Source organism: Collinsella sp. AF28-5AC (assembly GCF_003457875.1).
Classification (GTDB): domain Bacteria; phylum Actinomycetota; class Coriobacteriia; order Coriobacteriales; family Coriobacteriaceae; genus Collinsella.
Map to the genome: position 1 here is coordinate 17195 of NZ_QRTA01000007.1, position 17929 is coordinate 35123.

At 61.8% G+C, this 17929-nt stretch carries 18 protein-coding genes; 1 reads left to right on the forward strand and 17 read right to left on the reverse strand.

Going from position 1 to position 17929, the window contains the following annotated elements; translation table 11 throughout:
• Window positions 1-149: 149 nt before the first annotated feature.
• From ppdK to rpsP, 9 genes are all read right to left on the reverse strand, one after another.
• Window positions 150-2900: a pyruvate, phosphate dikinase gene (gene ppdK, locus DWZ01_RS06095; RefSeq protein ID WP_117770365.1), complete on the reverse strand. Its 2751-nt coding sequence runs from the start codon at window positions 2898-2900 to the stop codon at window positions 150-152.
• Between the two features lie 249 nt (window positions 2901-3149).
• Window positions 3150-4016, reverse strand: a complete 867-nt coding sequence (locus DWZ01_RS06100) for a pyruvate, water dikinase regulatory protein (RefSeq protein WP_117770366.1) — start codon at window positions 4014-4016, stop codon at window positions 3150-3152.
• A 34-nt stretch (window positions 4017-4050) separates the two neighbouring features.
• Window positions 4051-6147 (reverse strand): glycine--tRNA ligase subunit beta, encoded by a 2097-nt coding sequence (gene glyS, locus DWZ01_RS06105; protein ID WP_117770367.1) that lies wholly within the window; start codon window positions 6145-6147, stop codon window positions 4051-4053.
• Window positions 6148-6150: 3 nt separating this feature from the next.
• Window positions 6151-7062 (reverse strand): glycine--tRNA ligase subunit alpha, encoded by a 912-nt coding sequence (locus DWZ01_RS06110; RefSeq protein ID WP_006236091.1) that lies wholly within the window; start codon window positions 7060-7062, stop codon window positions 6151-6153.
• Window positions 7063-7121: 59 nt separating this feature from the next.
• Window positions 7122-7685: a signal peptidase I gene (gene lepB / locus DWZ01_RS06115; protein ID WP_117639939.1), complete on the reverse strand. Its 564-nt coding sequence runs from the start codon at window positions 7683-7685 to the stop codon at window positions 7122-7124.
• Window positions 7686-7687: 2 nt separating this feature from the next.
• Window positions 7688-8446: a tRNA (guanosine(37)-N1)-methyltransferase TrmD gene (trmD, locus tag DWZ01_RS06120; protein ID WP_117639941.1), complete on the reverse strand. Its 759-nt coding sequence runs from the start codon at window positions 8444-8446 to the stop codon at window positions 7688-7690.
• Between the two features lie 10 nt (window positions 8447-8456).
• Complete coding sequence (rimM, locus tag DWZ01_RS06125; protein ID WP_233506183.1) at window positions 8457-8948, reverse strand: ribosome maturation factor RimM; 492 nt, start codon at window positions 8946-8948, stop codon at window positions 8457-8459.
• 34 nt (window positions 8949-8982) lie between these two features.
• Window positions 8983-9228 (reverse strand): KH domain-containing protein, encoded by a 246-nt coding sequence (locus tag DWZ01_RS06130; protein WP_171021534.1) that lies wholly within the window; start codon window positions 9226-9228, stop codon window positions 8983-8985.
• A 42-nt stretch (window positions 9229-9270) separates the two neighbouring features.
• On the reverse strand, window positions 9271-9612 hold the full coding sequence (gene rpsP / locus DWZ01_RS06135; protein WP_022094749.1) for a 30S ribosomal protein S16: 342 nt from the start codon (window positions 9610-9612) through the stop codon (window positions 9271-9273).
• Between the two features lie 201 nt (window positions 9613-9813).
• Between rpsP and dinB the strand changes: the two genes are divergently transcribed.
• The gene (gene dinB / locus DWZ01_RS06140) at window positions 9814-11067 is read left to right on the forward strand and encodes a DNA polymerase IV (protein ID WP_199412400.1); all 1254 of its coding nucleotides are present in this window, start codon (window positions 9814-9816) and stop codon (window positions 11065-11067) included.
• Between the two features lie 100 nt (window positions 11068-11167).
• Here the strand turns inward: dinB and rsfS are convergent, their stop codons facing one another.
• The 8 genes from rsfS to DWZ01_RS06180 all read right to left on the reverse strand — a co-directional run bounded on the left by rsfS (window position 11168) and on the right by DWZ01_RS06180 (window position 17922).
• Window positions 11168-11623, reverse strand: coding sequence for a ribosome silencing factor (gene rsfS / locus DWZ01_RS06145; RefSeq protein ID WP_117848383.1), 456 nt, complete (start codon window positions 11621-11623; stop codon window positions 11168-11170).
• Between the two features lie 27 nt (window positions 11624-11650).
• A complete protein-coding gene (gene yqeK, locus DWZ01_RS06150) occupies window positions 11651-12184 on the reverse strand; it encodes a bis(5'-nucleosyl)-tetraphosphatase (symmetrical) YqeK (protein ID WP_192934568.1) in 534 nt (177 codons plus the stop codon).
• Window positions 12185-12270: 86 nt separating this feature from the next.
• Entirely contained in the window at window positions 12271-12948 is a 678-nt protein-coding gene (gene nadD, locus DWZ01_RS06155; RefSeq protein ID WP_117637231.1) for a nicotinate-nucleotide adenylyltransferase, read from the reverse strand.
• A 3-nt stretch (window positions 12949-12951) separates the two neighbouring features.
• Window positions 12952-14418 (reverse strand): GTPase ObgE, encoded by a 1467-nt coding sequence (obgE, locus tag DWZ01_RS06160; RefSeq protein ID WP_192934567.1) that lies wholly within the window; start codon window positions 14416-14418, stop codon window positions 12952-12954.
• 84 nt (window positions 14419-14502) lie between these two features.
• Window positions 14503-14760: a 50S ribosomal protein L27 gene (gene rpmA / locus DWZ01_RS06165; protein ID WP_006236075.1), complete on the reverse strand. Its 258-nt coding sequence runs from the start codon at window positions 14758-14760 to the stop codon at window positions 14503-14505.
• Window positions 14761-14793: 33 nt separating this feature from the next.
• On the reverse strand, window positions 14794-15168 hold the full coding sequence (rplU, locus tag DWZ01_RS06170; RefSeq protein WP_035138585.1) for a 50S ribosomal protein L21: 375 nt from the start codon (window positions 15166-15168) through the stop codon (window positions 14794-14796).
• Between the two features lie 67 nt (window positions 15169-15235).
• Window positions 15236-16048: a TIGR03936 family radical SAM-associated protein gene (locus DWZ01_RS06175; protein ID WP_117848385.1), complete on the reverse strand. Its 813-nt coding sequence runs from the start codon at window positions 16046-16048 to the stop codon at window positions 15236-15238.
• Window positions 16045-17922, reverse strand: coding sequence for a TIGR03960 family B12-binding radical SAM protein (locus tag DWZ01_RS06180; protein ID WP_117848386.1), 1878 nt, complete (start codon window positions 17920-17922; stop codon window positions 16045-16047). The genes DWZ01_RS06175 and DWZ01_RS06180 overlap by 4 nt, the downstream gene beginning before the upstream one ends.
• Window positions 17923-17929: the final 7 nt, after the last annotated feature.

Here is a 17929-nt window from a genome sequence, read left to right on the forward strand (position 1 = left end):
CGTATTCGAGTATACACGCGCGGGTTTCTGCTGCAAGAACAATTTTTTACGCAGACAAAAAGACAAAACCCGCACATGATAACCGTCCGCCTCACGAATGAGACGGACGGCATGAAGGGGGGCTACGTTAGGCGTCTGAACCCAAAACGTTAGGCGGAGCGCTTCGCCTCGAGCTTGGCCTGGGCGGCAGCCAGGCGTGCGAGGGGCACGCGGTAGGGCGAGCAGGACACGTAGTCCACGTCGGCCACATTAAACAGACCCTTGATGGACTTGGGGTCGCCGCCGTGCTCGCCGCACACGCCAAAGTGCATGTCGGGGTTGGTGGCGCGGCCCTTCTCGACGGCCATGCGCACCAGCTCGAGCACCGCCGTGTCAATGGTCTCGAAGGGGTTGTCCTTCAAGATCTTCTTGTGCATGTACAGCGGGATGAACTTAGCCTCGGCATCGTCACGAGAGAAGCCGAAGGTGGTCTGGGTGAGGTCGTTGGTGCCAAAGCAGAAGAAGTCGGCATGACGCGCGATCTCGTCAGCGACCATGCAGGCGCGTGGCAGCTCGAGCATCGTGCCCACGGGAATATTGAGCTCGACGCCCTCCTCGGCAGAAACCTCGGCGATTACCCGCTCGATGACCTCGCGGGTCTGGACATGCTCCGCCGTGATGGAGACGAGCGGAACCATGATCTCGGGTCGCGGGTCGACGCCCTCCTTGATAAGGCGGGCAGCAGCCGTGGCGACGGCGCGAACCTGCATGAGTGGCAGATCGCTAAAGACGACGGACAGGCGAACGCCGCGCAGGCCGAGCATGGGGTTCGACTCGACCATGCCGTCGATACGACGCAGGCGGGCGCGCAGGGCTGCAAGCTCTTCCTCGCTGGCGCCGGCGGCTTCCTTCTTGGTGATGGCGACCTCGAGCTCGCGAGGATTATCCAGGAACTCATGAAGCGGCGGATCGAGCAGGCGGACGACCACATCGCGACCGGACATGGTCTTGAACATCGCCAGGAAGTCCTCGGTCTGAACCTTGAGCAGGTCGGCCAGGGCCTGCTGCTTCACGGCCTCATCGTCAGACAGGATAAAGCTCTGGATGATGTTCTTGCGGTCGCCCAGGAACATGTGCTCGGTGCGGCACAGGCCGATGGCCTCGGCGCCAAACTCGAGCGCAAGCTCGGCATCCTCGGGATTGTCGGCGTTGACGCGCACATGGTTGGCATGGCCACAGGTCTCGTCCAGGCGAATCTCGTCGGCCCAGGACAGGATGGTGTCCAGATCGCCGGTAAGCTCGGCGGAGACCAGGTCGACGGCGCCGTCGACGACGATGCCCTGGGTGCCGTCGATGGAGATGACATCGCCCTCGCGCAGCACGCGGTCGCTGCCCTCGATGCGCACGACCTTCTCGGCGGCGTCGATATGGAAGCGCTCAACGCCACAGACGCAGGGCGTACCCATGCCGCGGGCGATAACGGCGGCATGACTCGTCTTGCCACCGTGGCTGGTCAGGATGCCCTCGGCGGCGACCATGCCCTTCAGGTCGTCGGGGTTGGTCTCCCAACGAACCAGAATGACCTTGTGGCCCTCGGCGGAACGCGTGACGGCGTCGTCGCTCGAGAACACGACCTCGCCCACGGCGGCACCGGGGCTGGCGTTCAGACCGCTGGCCAGCGCCTCGTACTTCTTGGAGGCGTCAAACTGCGGGTGCAGGAGTTGGTCGAGCTGCGCGGGATCGATGCGGCTCACGGCCTCCTCGCGGGTGATCAGGCCCTCCTCGACCATTTCGATAGCGATGCGCAGGGCGGCGGTGGCGGTGCGCTTGCCCACGCGGGTCTGGAGCATCCAGAGCTTGCCCTGCTCGATGGTGAACTCGATATCGCACATATCGCGATAATGATCCTCGAGCGTCAGGAACACGCGCTCGAGCTCCTCACCTGCGGACTCGAGGCCCGGGGTGGTCTTGAGGTCGGCAATGGGCTCGGTGTTGCGGATGCCGGCGACGACGTCCTCGCCCTGGGCGTTAACCAGAAAATCGCCGTAGAACTCCTTGGTGCCGTCGGCCGGATTACGCGTAAAGGCGACGCCCGTCGCAGAGGTCTCGCCCTTGTTGCCAAAGGCCATGGCCTGCACGTTGACGGCGGTGCCGAGGTCGTCGGAAATGCCATGCTGCTTGCGGTAGATGCAGGCACGCTCGTTCATCCAGCTGCCAAAGACGGCCTGGATGGCAAGGCGTAGCTGAAGCTCCGGGTCGTGCGGGAAGACGGGCTTGCCGTCAGCGACCTCGAGCTCGGGATACAGGGAGGCATCGACGTTCTCGGAGAAGATGCCCTTAAAGGTCTCGACGAGTTCCTGCAGGTCCTCAGCCGAAAGCTCGGAATCGACGCGAACGCCGGCGACCAGACGGGCCTGGGTCAGGGCGTTCTCGAACAGGTCGGCGTCAACGCCCATAACGACGTTGGAGAACATCTGAATAAAGCGGCGGTAGCTATCCCAAGCAAAACGCGGATTTTGCGTCTGGGCGATGAGCCCCTGAACGGAGTCGTCGTTGAGGCCTAAGTTGAGGACCGTGTCCATCATGCCGGGCATGGAGAACGGAGCGCCCGAACGAACCGACACGAGCAGCGGATCGGAGGCGTCGCCGAGCTTCTTGCCGCAGCGGGCCTCGAGGTCCGCCTCGGCAGCAACGATCTCATCGAGTGCGCCCTCGGGCCACACGTTGCCGGCACCGGAGTACTCGACGCAAGTCTGGCAGGTAATGGTAAAGCCACCGGGAACCGGCAGGCCGATGCGGCTCATCTCGGCAAGGTTTGCGCCCTTGCCGCCAAGCACGAAGTTCATGGACTTGTCGCCCTCAGTGACACAGGTGCCCTGGGCGTCGGTTCCAAAACGGTAAACCCTCTTGCAATCGCTCACGATACTTCCCCTTTCATGCACTTACGCGCACGACCGTGGTAACGAATCGACCCGCCAAATGCGGGCCGTGAGGGAACTATACGGCGGGTTTTGAGCGGGCTTAAGCAGAGGATGCGCGGTTTGGTAAACGTGCTAAAACTGGCGGTAAACGGTAGGTAAAGGTGGTTACCTTATGAATATACCACTGTAAGAAAGTGCAGGTCAGATGCGATATTTTTGCTAAATCGCTTTATCAAAATGCTGCTACTATTAGGCTCGACGGGCGGCGCGGCGGGCACGGGCTTCTTGGATTTCCTCCAAGTGGCTAATGATCTCGGCTGCGCTTTCCTCGATGGCCTTGCCGTCGGTACGCACCACAAAGCAGCCTAGGCGCTTCATGAGCGCACGGGCTTCCTCGAGCTCGCTGTGCACGCTCTCAGGCTCGGCATAGGAGCCGGCAACGGCACGAGCGTAGTCATCGCCCAAGCGGCTATCGCGAATTTCGGAAATCACATCGACGGTCGAAATCAGGCCGAACAGGCGCATCGGGTCGACCTCGTAAATCGACTTGGGCGGCTCCATGCCATGCGCCAGTGGGACATTGGCGACCTTGTAGCCCTGATAGGCCAAATACATCGACAGCGGCGTCTTGGACGTACGCGATACGCCCAGCAGCACGATATCGGCACCCGACAGATCGTCGCAGCCGCGCCCGTCATCGTGCTCAACGAAATACTCCATGGCCTCGATACGATGGAAATAGCGGTCATCGGTCTTGTGAATCACGCCCGCAACGCCCTTGGGCGGCACACCGATGAGCGACGACAGCACAGCGAGCGTCGGGCCGATCAGGTCGACCGAACGGATATGCAGCATGCCCAGGTAATCGAGCACACGGGCGCGAAGCGCCGGATCGACAATGGTGTGGAACACGGCAATATCGCGATGATCGGCATCGACGCGCGGACCCACAAACGACTTGACCTGCTCCACCGAGTTCACCTTGGGCAGGCGCAAGAGACGAAAAGCCCCTTCATCAAATTGCCCGGACGCCGCAAGCACCACCTCACAAGCGGTATCACCGAGCGAGTCGGAGATAACGATAACGGTGGGACGAGCGGTGACCGGGCAATCCATGCGGGGCTCCTTTTGCGCTTACACGCAGGCTGGCTTACTTTTTACGAGCAAGCTCACCGATGTTGGCGATGCCGGAGAAAACGGCCTCGAAGCGGTTGAGCAGCTTAAGGCGATTATCGCGGAGCTGCTCGTCCTTGTCCATGACCATGACCTCGTCGAAGAAACGGTCGATGGGCGCGCGCAGGGCGGCGAGGGCAGCAAATGCGGCCGGATAATCCTCGGCAGCAAGGGCGGCGTCGACAGCGGTCTGAGCAGCCTCGGAGGCATCGGCAAGCGCGAGCTCGACCTCGCCCATCAGGGCGCGGTCGTACTCCGCGCCCAGCTCGGGCTTGGAGATGTGCGCGGCGCGGGCATAGGCGGTCGCCAGGTTATCGAACGTCTCAGCGTCGTTCTTGCGGGCCTCGTCGAGGGCGGCGCAGCGGGCGAAGAAGACGGACGGGGCGATGATGTGCACCGCGGAGACGGCGGCAACGGTATCGGCCGGGATCTTTTCGTCGCGGGTCATGCTCACCAGACGGCCGTGGAAGAAGTCGCGAACCTGCTGAGCGACCTCGGCGGCGTCGAACTCGATACCCTGCTCGCTATAGAGCTCAAGGGCAAAGTCGATAAGCGACGTGGGATCGATCGGCAGACGGTCGCGCAGGATGTTGATGATGCCGATAGCGGCACGACGCAGCGCGTAGGGATCGGAGGAGCCGGTCGGGGGCTCGCCAATGGCAAAGATACCGGCGATGGTATCGAGCTTGTCGGCGCAGGCCACGATGCAGCCAGCGGTGCCCTCGGGCAGCTCGTCACCGGCAAAGCGGGGACGATAATGATCGCGAATGGCGTGGGCGACCTCATCGTTCTCCCCCATCGCGGTGGCGTAGTAACCGCCCATCACGCCCTGCTGGCTCGTGAACTCGACGACGGCGTTGGATACCAAGTCGGCCTTGCACAGGTGCGCGGCGCGAGCGGCATCGGCTGCCAGGTGAGCACCCAGGTGTGCCTCACGGGCAATAGCGAGCGCGAGCTGCTCGATGCGCTCGGACTTGGCGAGCACGCTACCGAGCTTCTCCTGGAAGGCGACCTTGGCCAGACGCTCGCGGAACTCGTCGAGGGAGATCTTCAGGTCCTCCTCGTAGAAGAACTTTGCATCGTCCAGACGGGCACGCACAACGCGCTCGTTGCCGTCGATCACGCGCTCGGCGTTCTCGGGCTTGCTGTTGGAGACGACCACGAACTCACGCGTGAGCTTGCCCTCGCCGTCATAGATCGGGAAGTAGCGCTGGTTGGTGAGCATGGACTCGCAGATGATCTCGTGCGGGACCTTGAGGAACTCCTCATCGAAGGTCCCGACGAGCACCGTCGGCCACTCGCAGAGGTTGATGACCTCCTCAAAGACCTTCTTGGGCGTATCGACATGGCAGCCGGGACGGGCAGCCTCGACCTCGGCGATACCGGCAAGGATGGCCTCGCGACGGCGCTCGGCAGAAAGCACGCCGGCGTCCTCGAGCACCTGCTCGTAGACGGCGGGGCTGGCGACCACATGGTCACCGGGGCCAAGCACGCGATGACCACGCGTGGTGTTGCCACTCGTCACGTCGGCAAACGACACGGGCACAACGTCCTCGCCCAGAAGGCAGCAGATCCAGCGGACCGGACGAACAAAGGTCGCATGCTCGTGACCCCAGCGCTGAGAGCGGTAGTTGGGCCACTGCAGGCCAGCGATAGTCTTCTCGCACAGGGCCGTCAGGATCGGGGTGGCCGGGGCGGAAGGGATGTTCTTCTCGGCAAAGACATACTCGCGACCGTCGGTGTCCTCGCGACGAACCAGATCCTCGGCAGCCACACCGCACTTGCGGGCGAAGCCCTGGGCGGCCTTGGTGGCGTTACCATCGGCATCGAAGGCGATGTTGGCCGCGGGGCCGCGCTTGACCTCGTGAACCTCGTCGGTCGCGGTGGCGACGTCGGCAACGAGCGCAGCCAGGCGGCGCGGGCTCGAGATCACACGGACCTCGCCGTGGGCCAGACCGGCCTCGTCGAGACCCTTGGCGATCATGGTGCCAAGCTGCTTGACAGCATTGTTCAGCGGTGCGGAGGGCATTTCCTCCGTACCGATCTCAAACAGGAAATCCTTAGCGTCTGCCATGGCTTACGCCACCTCGCCTTCCTGGTCGGCATTCTCGTTGACTCCGGCGACCTCGGCCATATAGGCCTCGCAGCACGCCTTGGCGACGGCGCGGACGCGCAGGATGTAGTTGGCACGCTCGACCGCGGACAGGGCGCCGCGGGCATCGAGCAGGTTGAAAGCGTGGCTGCACTTCATGACACAGTCATACGCTGGCAGCGGCAGCTTGCGCTCCAGGCAGGAATGGCACTCGGCCTCGTAGTCGTCAAACTTCTGACGCATCATCTCGACGTTGGCGACCTCAAAGTTATAAGCACTGAACTCGCGCTCGTTCTCGAGGAACACGTCGCCATAGGTCATGGGCGTACCGTCGGGCAGGTAGCTCCACACCAGGTCGTAAACGGAGTTGACGCCCTGGGCATACATGGCGATACGCTCCAGGCCATAAGTGATCTCGACGGGCACGGGGTCGACCTCGATGCCGCCCACCTGCTGGAAGTACGTAAACTGCGTGACCTCCATGCCGTTGAGCCAAACCTCCCAGCCAAGGCCCCAGGCGCCCAGGGTTGGGCTCTCCCAGTCATCCTCGACAAAGCGGACGTCATGGTCGTTGGGGTCCAGGCCAATGGCGGCCAGCGAACCCAGGTAGAGCTCCTGGGCGTTGACCGGCGAGGGCTTGATGAGCACCTGGAACTGATAGTAGTGCTGCATGCGGTTAGGGTTCTCGCCGTAGCGGCCGTCGGCGGGACGGCGGCAGGGCTGCGCATAGCAGGTGCGCCACTCGGCGGGGCCGAGCGAGCGCAGCGTGGTCGCGGTATGGAAGGTACCGGCACCGACCTCGGAGTCATAGGGCTGCATAATGACGCAGCCCTGCTCGCCCCAGTACTGCTGGAGGCGCAGGATGATGTCTTGGAAGGAAAGCGATGAAGCGTTCATGCCTCTAATATCCCCTCGTCGAAACGATTACACGGTTAGGTACTGTACTATAGCGGTTTTTAGTCGATAGCGCCGATGCGGTTGAGCGGCCAGTAGCGCACAAGCGCCACAGCGATCAAATCAGAGCGATCGACGGGACCAAAGTAGCGCGAGTCGGCAGAGTTTTCGCGGTTGTCGCCCATCACCCACACGCACCCGTCGGGAACGGTGTAGGGATAACTCACCTGGGCGCCAGGCGCTTGGACCGAAAGCGGCCAGCTCATGCCGGTCGTATAGTCCTCATCGAGCGCCTGGCCGTCAACGACCACGCGACCGTCCTGCAAATCGACCGTCTGGCCGGCCGTGGCGATAACGCGCTTGACAAGAACATCGTGCTCGGAGGTGCCATCGGGGTTGTGAAACACCACGATATCGCCCTGCTTGACGGGCTGGCCGAGCTCAAGGCTCACCTTTTGCGCCAAGATCTGGTCGCCAATCTCGATCGTGGACTCCATGGAGCCGGTGGGCACCACAAAGGGCTCGACCACAAAGGTGCGGATCAGGAAGGTGGCCACGAGCGCGATTGCGATGACCGCGATCCACTCAAAGGCGCCCCTCAACGCGGAATGCTGCGATGGAACCATTCTCACTCCTCGCTCTGCGAATACGAAGCGTCCAGAATCTCCTGCGCGTATGCGCGCTCCTGGGGCGTAAGCCGCGCCGTCTCGATCAGATCGGGACGCCAACGACAAGTGCGCTCGATGGCATTCTTGCGGCGCCAGGCATCGACCTTAGCGTGATCTCCGCTCACGAGCACCGGAGGCACACCCTGGCCATTGAACTCAGCGGGGCGGGTGTACTGCGCATACTCGAGCAGGCCTCCGTCCTCGGCGGTCGAGAACGACTCGTCGACGTTGCTCATCTCGTCGCCCAGGGCGCCGGGAATCAGGCGTACGACGGCATCGGCAACGACCATAGCGGGAAGCTCGCCGCCCGTGAGCACGTAATCGCCGATCGACAGGCGCTCGTCGGCATACGCATAGGCACGCTCGTCGACACCTTCGTAACGGCTGCACACAAACAGCAGGCGCTCGCTTTTGAGCAGGCGCTCGGCCACATGCTGCGTAAAAGGCTCGCCGCACGGGGTGAAGAACACCACCGTCGGCTTGGGGCCCTCCGCGCTAATGGCCTCGATGGCCTCGGCGATAGGCTCGACCTTCATGAGCATGCCCTGCCCGCCGCCGTACGGCTCGTCATCGACGGTACGATGGCGGTCGTGCGTCCAGTCGCGCAGGTTATACGCCTTAAAATCAAAAAGGCCGGCCTTGCGGGCGCGGCCCAAAATCGATGTGGACATGACGGGCTCAAACATCTCGGGAAAGACCGAAAGGGTCTCAATCAGCATGTTGTCCTCCCTACTTGTCCATATCGATCAAGCCATCCATCACGTGGACGGAAATTGTTCCTGCATCGGGAAGATCGAGCACGACCCGCTCGATCACGGGAATCAGTACCTCGCCGTACCGATCGCCTTCGACAACCCAAACATCGTTGGCAGGCGTCGACATGATCTCGACAATCGTGCCGAGCGAACCGAAGCGCTCGTCGACCACCTCGCGACCCATCAGGTCGGTATAGGCGGCGTCGAGCGAATCGAGCTCAAAGTCGTCACGATTTGCCAGCACATAGCATCCCGTGATGCCCTCGGCGGCCGTCAAGTCGTCAATGCCCTCAAACGAGACCAGATCGCCATCGCCCGTATCGGTGACGGACACGACCGTGCAAAAGCGGTCGCGCTTGAGCGCCGGCGGCGTCAGGGCGACGCGCATACCCGGCTCTAATACAGAAGGAAGCCCCCGCAGCGGCTGCGCGAGGACCTCCCCCTTCCTTCCGTGCGGCTTGACCACACGGGCGATGTTTTTGTACTGGGACCTCAAGGTCCTAGCCCAGAACCTCTACCTCGACAGCAGTGTCGAGGCGAGCGGCCAGTGCACGGGCGAGCGTGCGAATGGCCTTGATGGTACGGCCACGACGGCCGATGACCTTAGCGACGTCATCCTCGGCGACAGAAACCTCAATCGTAGAGGCGTCATCACCATCAATGACCTCAAGGCTCACGGAATCCGGGTCGTCGACGATCTGAACAACGAGATATTCGACGAGATCGGCGATGCGATCTGAGAGCATTGCCTCACCCTCGAGCTGTGCAGCGTCAACCTCAGGCACGATTTACTCCTCGGCGCCCTCAGCGGCCTCAGCGGCAGCCTTAGCGGCCTCGGCCTCTTTGGCGAGCTGCTTCTTGGACTTCTTGACGACGGTCTCGGTCTTCTCGCCCTCGTTGGCGGCCTTGACCAGAGCGGCGACGGCGTCGGTGAGCTGAGCGCCCTTGGACTGCCAGTCGGCGATCTTCTCGAGGTCGAGGTTGATGGTCTTGGGGGCGGTCATCGGGTTGTAGCGGCCAACCTCCTCGATGATACGACCGTCACGCGGGGCGCGGGAATCGGCGACGACGACACGGTAGTACGGACGCTTCTTAGCGCCGTGACGAGCAAGGCGAATCTTGACTGCCAAAGGAAACTCCTCCAACCAAGCAGCTTTAGGCTGCAACTACAAACAAACAGTTGAACATAATACGCCATCGACGCGGGCAGGTGAAGTCCGTGAGACCAACTTCTTCGGTGTAGTCGAGGGCAAATCCATATCTTAGACAAGAATTCGGGATTTGCAAGCACATACACGCACCCCACATGAGCTGCGCGGTATACTCATGACATGGAAAGACGCGAACATACATACGGTTATGAGGATGCCATGAGCGTCACGCCGCCTCCCTGGACGGGTCCGGCGGTGGGCCTCATGGACCTCGATGCGTTTTTTGCGAGCGTGGAGATGCTCGATCATCCCGAATGGCGCGGAAAGCCACTCATCGTGGGCGGAGACGCCGATTCGCGTGGCGTCGTGTCCACGTGTTCGTATGAGGCGCGCCGCTTTGGCGTGCACTCTGCCATGGCCTCGGCCGAGGCGCGGCGCTTGTGCCCGCAAGCCATTTGGACGCACGGGCACTTTGATCGCTACCGCGAGGTGAGCGCGCAGGTCATGGCGATTCTTGCCGAGGAGACGCCGCGCGTTGAGCGCGTATCCATCGACGAAGCCTTTATCGATATCACACCGGGTCGCTTTGCGCCCGAGGACCCACTGCTGGTTGCACGGCGTATAAGCGACCGTGTGGCAGCGCTGGGAGTGACGTGCTCCATTGGCGTGGGCTGCAACAAGACGGTCGCAAAGATCGCAAGCGAGCGGGATAAGCCGTTTGGGCTGACCATCGTGCGCCCCGGAACCGAGCAGCGCTTTTTGGCCGCGCTGCCGGTATCTGCCATGAGCGGCATCGGGCGCTCGGCCGAGGAGCGACTGCGCCGTATGCGCATCTACACGCTCGGCGAGCTGTCACGCGCGCCGGAATCCACCTTGGCCTCTATTTTTGGCGTCAACGGCGAACGTATGCGTCAGCGTGCGCTGGGACTTGAAATCTCCGAAGTCACGAGTCTCGATGAAGAGCGCGAGGTCAAGTCGGTCAGCAATGAACGCACCTTTGCGAAAGATTTGACTGAGCGCGGGGACATCGAAGCGGCGATTGCGCTGCTGGGTGAGTCGGTTGGACGCCGCCTGCGCCGTCAGGGACTGACGGGCGGCACGGTAACGCTCAAGCTTAAGTATTCGTATGGCAGCGGGCGTACGGCACAGCGCCGGCTGCCTCATCCGACCGACGATGAGAACATCTTCGTGGCGGTTGCACTCGAACTGCTCGACAACATCTGGCAGGAAGGCATGCATGTTCGCTTAGCGGGCATCGGCATGAGCGACTTCGACCACCAAGGCGGCATCCAGACCGACCTGTTCTGCGAAGTCGACGACCGCGGAGCCCAATCAAGCGACCGTCGCGACCTCTCGGTCGCTATCGACGCCGTCCGAGACAAGTTCGGCGACACCGCCCTATCTTTCGGCCGCCAATCCCGCTTCAACGATTAACCGCCTTTAGGCAAAAAAGAAAGCCGGGCAGGTGCGGAAAACCGCAACTGCCCGGCGAAATGCGCGAAGCTAGCTAAAAAGCCCCGTATCAAATGAGCTACTAGAGGAGATTGAGGGGGAGCTGGGGGGCGTCACCCCAGAGCTTTTCTAGGCGGTAGAAGTCGCGGGCTTCGGGAGTGAAGACGTGGACGACAACCGAGCCGTAGTCCATGAGCATCCAGGTCTTCTGCTCGCGGCCCTCGATAGAGAACGGGTGCTCACCGCAAGCCACGGCGACCTTCTCCTCGATCTCGTCGACGATAGAATCGACCTGACGGTTATTGGTACCGGTGGCGAGCACAAAGTAGTCGCACACGTCGGAGAGCTCGGTCAGATCGAGCACCTGCACGTCCTCGCCTTTCTTGTCGTAGGCGGCCTGCGCGGCGGCGCGGGCGACATCCTCGGCGGCGACACCGCTCGCGGACAGCGAGGCGGCAGTGCGGTCGGACGTGGCAACGAAGCTCTTGTGCTCCACACCTTCAAGAATCTGCTCGTCGGTCATGGTCTCGTCGGCCATGGAATACCTCTTTCTAGACAGCCCGAGCTAGCGCAGCTGGGCGTAATGGTTGTAAATCGTAATAGCCGTGGGATAAAGATAGCGCCCGGACTGGATCACATAGACCAGACCCTGCGCAAAACAGGAGAAGAACAACTCATCGAGCGAGGACTTCCCCACCATCTTGCGCAGCGCATGGACATAGTCGCCGTGACGGTTAGGCTCGATGGCATCTGCCACAAAGACCACCATATCGAGCGGCGTCATATCGCAGGCACCCACGGTGTGACGGTCGACAGCCTGGAAAACAGCCGGCGACAGCTCGGGGAAAAGCTGCGGAAGCTCATAGGCGGCAACAGGGCCATGCAAAAGCGGCGTCGCGGCGGAAGGAGAGCCGGCAACTTTGATGCCATAGTGAATCGCGCGGGCCACGAGCTCGTCATCGGAAAGCACCTTGTCCCAGTCGTGAATTAAGCCGGCGGCAGCGGCATCAAAGCGGTCAACGCCGTAGACCTCGGCCAGATGAAGTGCGGTCTCGGCAACACCCAACGAATGCACATAGCGCTTGCGCTTATCTTTCATGCGAACATCGAGCAGCTCTTGAATGCGCTTGAGCAGCGCGCGCTCATCGCCCTCAAACTGATCCTCTACCGACAACGTAGCCCCCATCACTCAAAATCTTCTTGACCCAGATCGGCATATAGCCTGCGCTTGCGAATGTAGCCGAGCACAGACTCGCTCGTAAGATAGCGCACGCTCATGCCGCGGGCAACTCGCTTACGAATGTTCGTCGAGCTGATCGCCAGCGCCGGAATCTGAATATAGCGCACATCGAACGGCAGCCCCGACTCTTTGATTCGGGCACGCGCCGTATCGATATCAAAACCCGGTCGCGTCGCCGCAATAAAGGTAGCAAGCTCAGCAATTCGCTCGGCATCATGCCAGGTCACAATATCAATAATCGCGTCGGCGCCCGTAATAAAGTAGAGCTTTACCTGCGGCGGGTAAAAGTCGCGAAGGGCATGAAGCGTATCGGCCGTATAGGTTACGCCCGGACGGTCAATCTCGAACCGGCTCGCCAAAAAGGCCGGGTTCGCGGCGGTGGCGAGGACCGTCATGGCATAACGGTCCTCGGCAGGCGTCACCGGCTTGTCAAGCTTAAAGGCGGGAGAGCCCGCCGGCATAAAGAGCACAGCGTCCAAGTCGAGCGACTCGCGCGCCTGCTCGGCAGTCACCAGGTGCCCGTAATGAATCGGGTCAAAGGTGCCGCCCATAATGCCAAGCCGAAACTCCTTGCCCTCTTTTATGGGTAGCTCGGGCAAACCGATTCCACCGCGCAGCGACATGGCTTACTCGCCCTCCGAGGTCTCGGCATCGTCCGCGGCATCAGCCGCATCGATAGCCTCGACGCCCTCATCCGCAGCATCGGCCACGTCAATGGCCTCAACGGCAACGTCCTCGCCAGCGTCCTCGAGCTCCTCGTACTCCGAGAAGTCCTCAGCGCCCTCAAAGTCAAAGGCACGCTGGCAAATGCGGACCTCGTCGCCCGCACGGCAACCGGCCTTCTCGAGCGCGTCGTCAACACCCATACGCGCAAACTTGTGCTGCAGGTAAATGACGGCTTCCTCGTTTTCCCAGTCGGTCTGGATGACCATGCGCTCGATGGCACGACCGACCACGCGGAAGGCACCGGGCTCCTCCTGGACAATGCGGAAACGCTTCTCGCGCTGCAGACGGCGACGCTCCCACTCCTCGTCGCGCAGATCGACCGGCTCATCAGAGACCGCCAGCTCGGCTCGCAGCTTAGCCACCTGCTCGCCCACGGCAAGCATCAGCGTATTGAGGCCGGCACCCGTAACGGCGGACACGGCAAAGAACATATGCCCGTCGTCGAGCGCCGCACGCTTGAGGTCGGCAATCTTGTCGGCCGTGCCCGGCGCATCGCACTTGTTGGCGACGACGATCTGCGGACGCTCCGAAAGCTCGGCGCCATACTGCTCGAGCTCACGGTTGATGATGCGGTAATCCTCAACCGGGTCGCGATCCTCAAAACCACCCGTCATGTCAACGACATGCATGATCAGGGCCGTGCGCTCGATGTGGCGCAGGAACTGATGGCCCAGACCCTTGCCCTCGCTCGCACCCTCGATCAAACCAGGAACGTCGGCAACGACGTAAGAATACTCACCGGCACGCACCATGCCGAGGTTCGGCACGAGTGTGGTAAACGGATAGTCGGCGATCTTGGGACGGGCGGCACTCATGCGCGCGATAAGCGAGGACTTGCCCACCGAGGGGAAGCCCACGAGTGCGGCATCGGCCATAAGCTTCATCTCAAGCTCAATCCAGTGCTCCTCGGCCGGTTCGCCCAGCTGAGCGAACGCGGGCGCGCGGCGCACCGACGTCACAAAGTGCGTATTGCCCAGGCCACCGGCACCGCCGGGCGCCACGACAACGCGCTCGCCGTCGTGCACCAGGTCGGCAATCTCGAACATCGGGGTCTGCGTCTCGGGATCGAGCTCGCGGACCACGGTGCCCATGGGGACCTTCAAAATGAGGTCCTCGCCGCTCTTGCCGTTGCGGCGGGCGCCCTGACCGTGCGTTCCGCGCTCGGCACGAAAGTGATGCTTAAAGCGGTAATCGATCAACGAAGACAGCTGAGCATCGGCCTGGATGACGACATTGCCGCCACGACCGCCGTCGCCGCCATCGGGGCCGCCCTTGGGGACAAATGCCTCGCGCCTAAACGACATGCATCCGGCTCCGCCGTCGCCGCCGCACACGTTAATGCGGCTGATATCGGTGAACTGTGACAACAGAATCGCCTCCTACAAAAAGAGGGAGACCCTTGAATCCTAAAACTCAAGTGCCTCCCACATATGTGCTCTATGAAGGGTGAATTACGCGTTCGCGAGCGGGCGTACGCTGACCCTGTGCTTGATACCCTTGTGGAACTCAACGGTACCGTCGACCAGCGCGAACAGCGTGTCGTCCTTGCCACGGCCAACGTTCTCACCCGGGTGGATGTGAGTGCCGTGCTGACGGACGAGAATCGTGCCCGTGGTTACCGTCTGGCCGGCATAGCGCTTCGTGCCAAGGCGCTGACCGCGGGAGTCACGGCCATTACGGGAGGAACCGAGTCCTTTTTTGTGTGCCATTGTGTATACCTACTCTTTCGTTACGAGTGTAATCTACTCGGCGACGGGAGCCTCGGCAACAGCCTCGGCCTCTGCCTTGACAGCCTTCTTGGCGCGGGACGTAGCCTGGACCTTCACGATCTTCAGCTTGGTGAGCTGCTGACGGTGACCCTTCAGACGACGATAGCGCTTACGCTTGTGGAACTTGAAGACCAGCTGCTTCTCGCCCTTGAACTGCTCAACGATCTGAGCGGTAACCTTGGCCTTGGCCAGCTTGTCGGGATCGGTGACGATCTTCTTACCATCGTTGAGGAAGATGACCGGCAGGGTGACCTTGTCGCCCTCATTGCCCTCGATCTTCTCGACGGTGATGACATCGTCGGTGGCGACCTTGTACTGCTTGCCGCCCGTGTTAACGATTGCGTACATGTTTACTTGCCCTTCATGCATCAGTTAGTGCAACAGCCGAATATAGTAGCAGGCGAAAATACCCCCGTCAACGAGTATGTGGAGCAAATCCACAAGTTCGCACAGGTATGGGGCTGACGAGTCGGCCCTCGTCGTCCTCGCATGCTTGATTCTGACGCTCGACATCGTAGGAGCAGATGGTCACGAGGTCTTGCATACCGGTGGAAACAATAGGTGCATCCACGCCCGGGGTCAAGCCCTGCAACAAAACATCAGCAGCGGAAAGCAAAATTTCCGGACGCATGGAGCCCTCGTTGTCGGCATGGGTGTCGAGCATGAGCACCAAATGGTCCGGGCGCTCCCCTGCCGTGAGCTCATAGCCCACGAGCGTGTGATCCAAATCCAAGCGCTTGCTCTTTTTGCCGCGCGCGTAGTCGATGCCATGGTCCGCGCGCAGCATGTCAATCGCAGCGCGCACCTCGTCGGCGCTTACGGGCGCCTCGGGATCCAAGTGCAGGTCGATGCGATACGACAGACGCGTGAGCTGCGCCGTCAACGCCGGCGTGCGCACGTCGATGTACGCCGCCTCGATGGGCGCCAGATCGGCCGGAGACGCCGCAGCCAGGCGCCCAAACGCCTCGTCGAGCGCCACGAACTCGGTCATAAACAGGTCATACCACTCGCAGGTCGACGACGTACCCACCGGTAGCGCCGAAGAGAAGCCCACGCGCATGTGCGGAGAGAAGCCCTGCGTGACGGCATAGGGAAGTCCCGCGCGGCGCACGATGCGCTCAATGGTATGGATTACTTCGAGATGGCCCAGGTACTTAAGGCGATCGCGCTTGCCATAGCGAACACGAAGCCTAAAGAGCGTGGGGGTGTCGGTCAGGCGCTCACTCATGCGCGATCACCCATCAATACATTCTTGGCGTGAAGCGTGGGGCAGATTCCGCAGCCGGTGCACGACGTGCGGGTGCAGTCGGGAGTCGTGACGCCCTCGAGTGAGCGACGGTACTCGCGCTCGAGGAAGCCGCGCGTGCAGCCGGGGCTCACATGCTCCCACGGCAGGCGCCAGTCCAACTCGTAGGGCAGGTGCACGAGCTCATTGAGGTCGATGCCGTTTTTGGCAGCAGCCTCCTTCCAGTTATCGAGCGAGAAATGCTCTACCCAGGCGTCAAAGCGAGAGCCCGCGCGCCAAGCATCGATGATGACGGGCGTCATGTCACGACCGGCGCGGGACAGCGCGGCCTCGATGAGCGAAGTCTCGGCATCGTGGTAATGCACGCGGACGGCACGGTTGCGAACGCTCGTGATAAGCAACTTCTGGCGACGCTTGACGTCGTCGTAGTCGAGCTGCGGGCACCACTGGAACGGCGTGGCAGCCTTGGGGATAAAGACCGAAACCGAGATGGACACCGAGATCGAGCCGCGACGAGCCTTGGGCACCACGGAACGACCAAGCTCCAGCACGTGATCGGCCAGATTGGCGATGGCCACGATGTCCTCGTCGCGCTCGCCGGGAAGGCCCATCATAAAGTAGAGCTTCATGCGGTTCCAGCCGGCCTCGAAGGCCGCCTTGGCCGCACGGTCCAGGTCCTCCTCGGTCACGTTCTTGTTAATGATGTCGCGCATGCGCTGGCTGCCGGCCTCGGGCGCGAACGTCAGGCCGCCCTTCTTTTCGCCGGCGACCGACTCGGCCATATCCACGCCAAACGAATCCAAGCGCTGCGACGGAATAGACACGCGAATACCCGTATCCTCCAGGCGACGGTTGAGCCTGCCGAGCACGTCACGAATGCAGGAGTGGTCGGTCGTGGAGAGCGAGGTCAGCGACACCTCGTCATAGCCGGTCTTTTCCAGACCCTGAATCACCGACGAGACGATCTGGTCGGCCGAACGCTCGCGCACCGGGCGATACGTCATGCCGGCCTGGCAAAAACGACAGCCGCGAGCGCAGCCGCGCAGAATCTCGATAGACAGGCGGTCGTGAACCAGCTGCGCATAGGGCACGCACGACTGCGACAGCGGATTCGTGGCGCCGAAATCCTCGACGACGCGCTTGTAGACCACGGCCGGAGCATCCTTGCCCTCGCGCGGCACGGTGTAGCCATGCGGCGAGCAGGGCTCGTCGTGACGAATCTCATAGAGCGACGGCACGTAGTTGCCGGCAATGGATGCAAGCTGCTCAACAATCTGCGCGCGCGGGACTCCTTCGTCGCGCAGGCGCCGATGCAGCTGGCAGGTCTCGAGCAGCGATTCCTCGCCCTCGCCGATGAGGATGGCATCGAAGAAGGCCGCGTACGGCTCGGGGTTGTACACCGAGGGGCCGCCGGCGATGATGATGGGGTCGTCTTCACCTCGGTCGGCCGCTAACAGCGGAATGCCAGCGAGATCGAGTGCCTCGAGGAAGTTCGTCACCGCCATCTCGTGCGGCACATGCAGACCGACGATATCAAACGAAGCAACGGGGGCAGCACCTTCGAGCGACAGCAGCGGAATGCTCGCCTCGCGCATGGCATCACCCATATCGGGCCACGGCACATAGCCACGCTCGCAGGAGATGCCCTCGGCCTGGTTAAGGATGTTGTAGAGGATGGCGATGCCCTGGTTGGGCAAACCAACCTCGTACACATCCGGGTAGATCAGGCAGCAACGGTAGTCGGCATCGGCCTTGGAAAGCGTGCCCCACTCGTGATCGATATAGCGGCTCGGCTTTTCGACCTTGGCGAGCAGCGGCTCAATTAAATGAAAGCAGTCTTGATACGGAACGCGCAACAGAAAA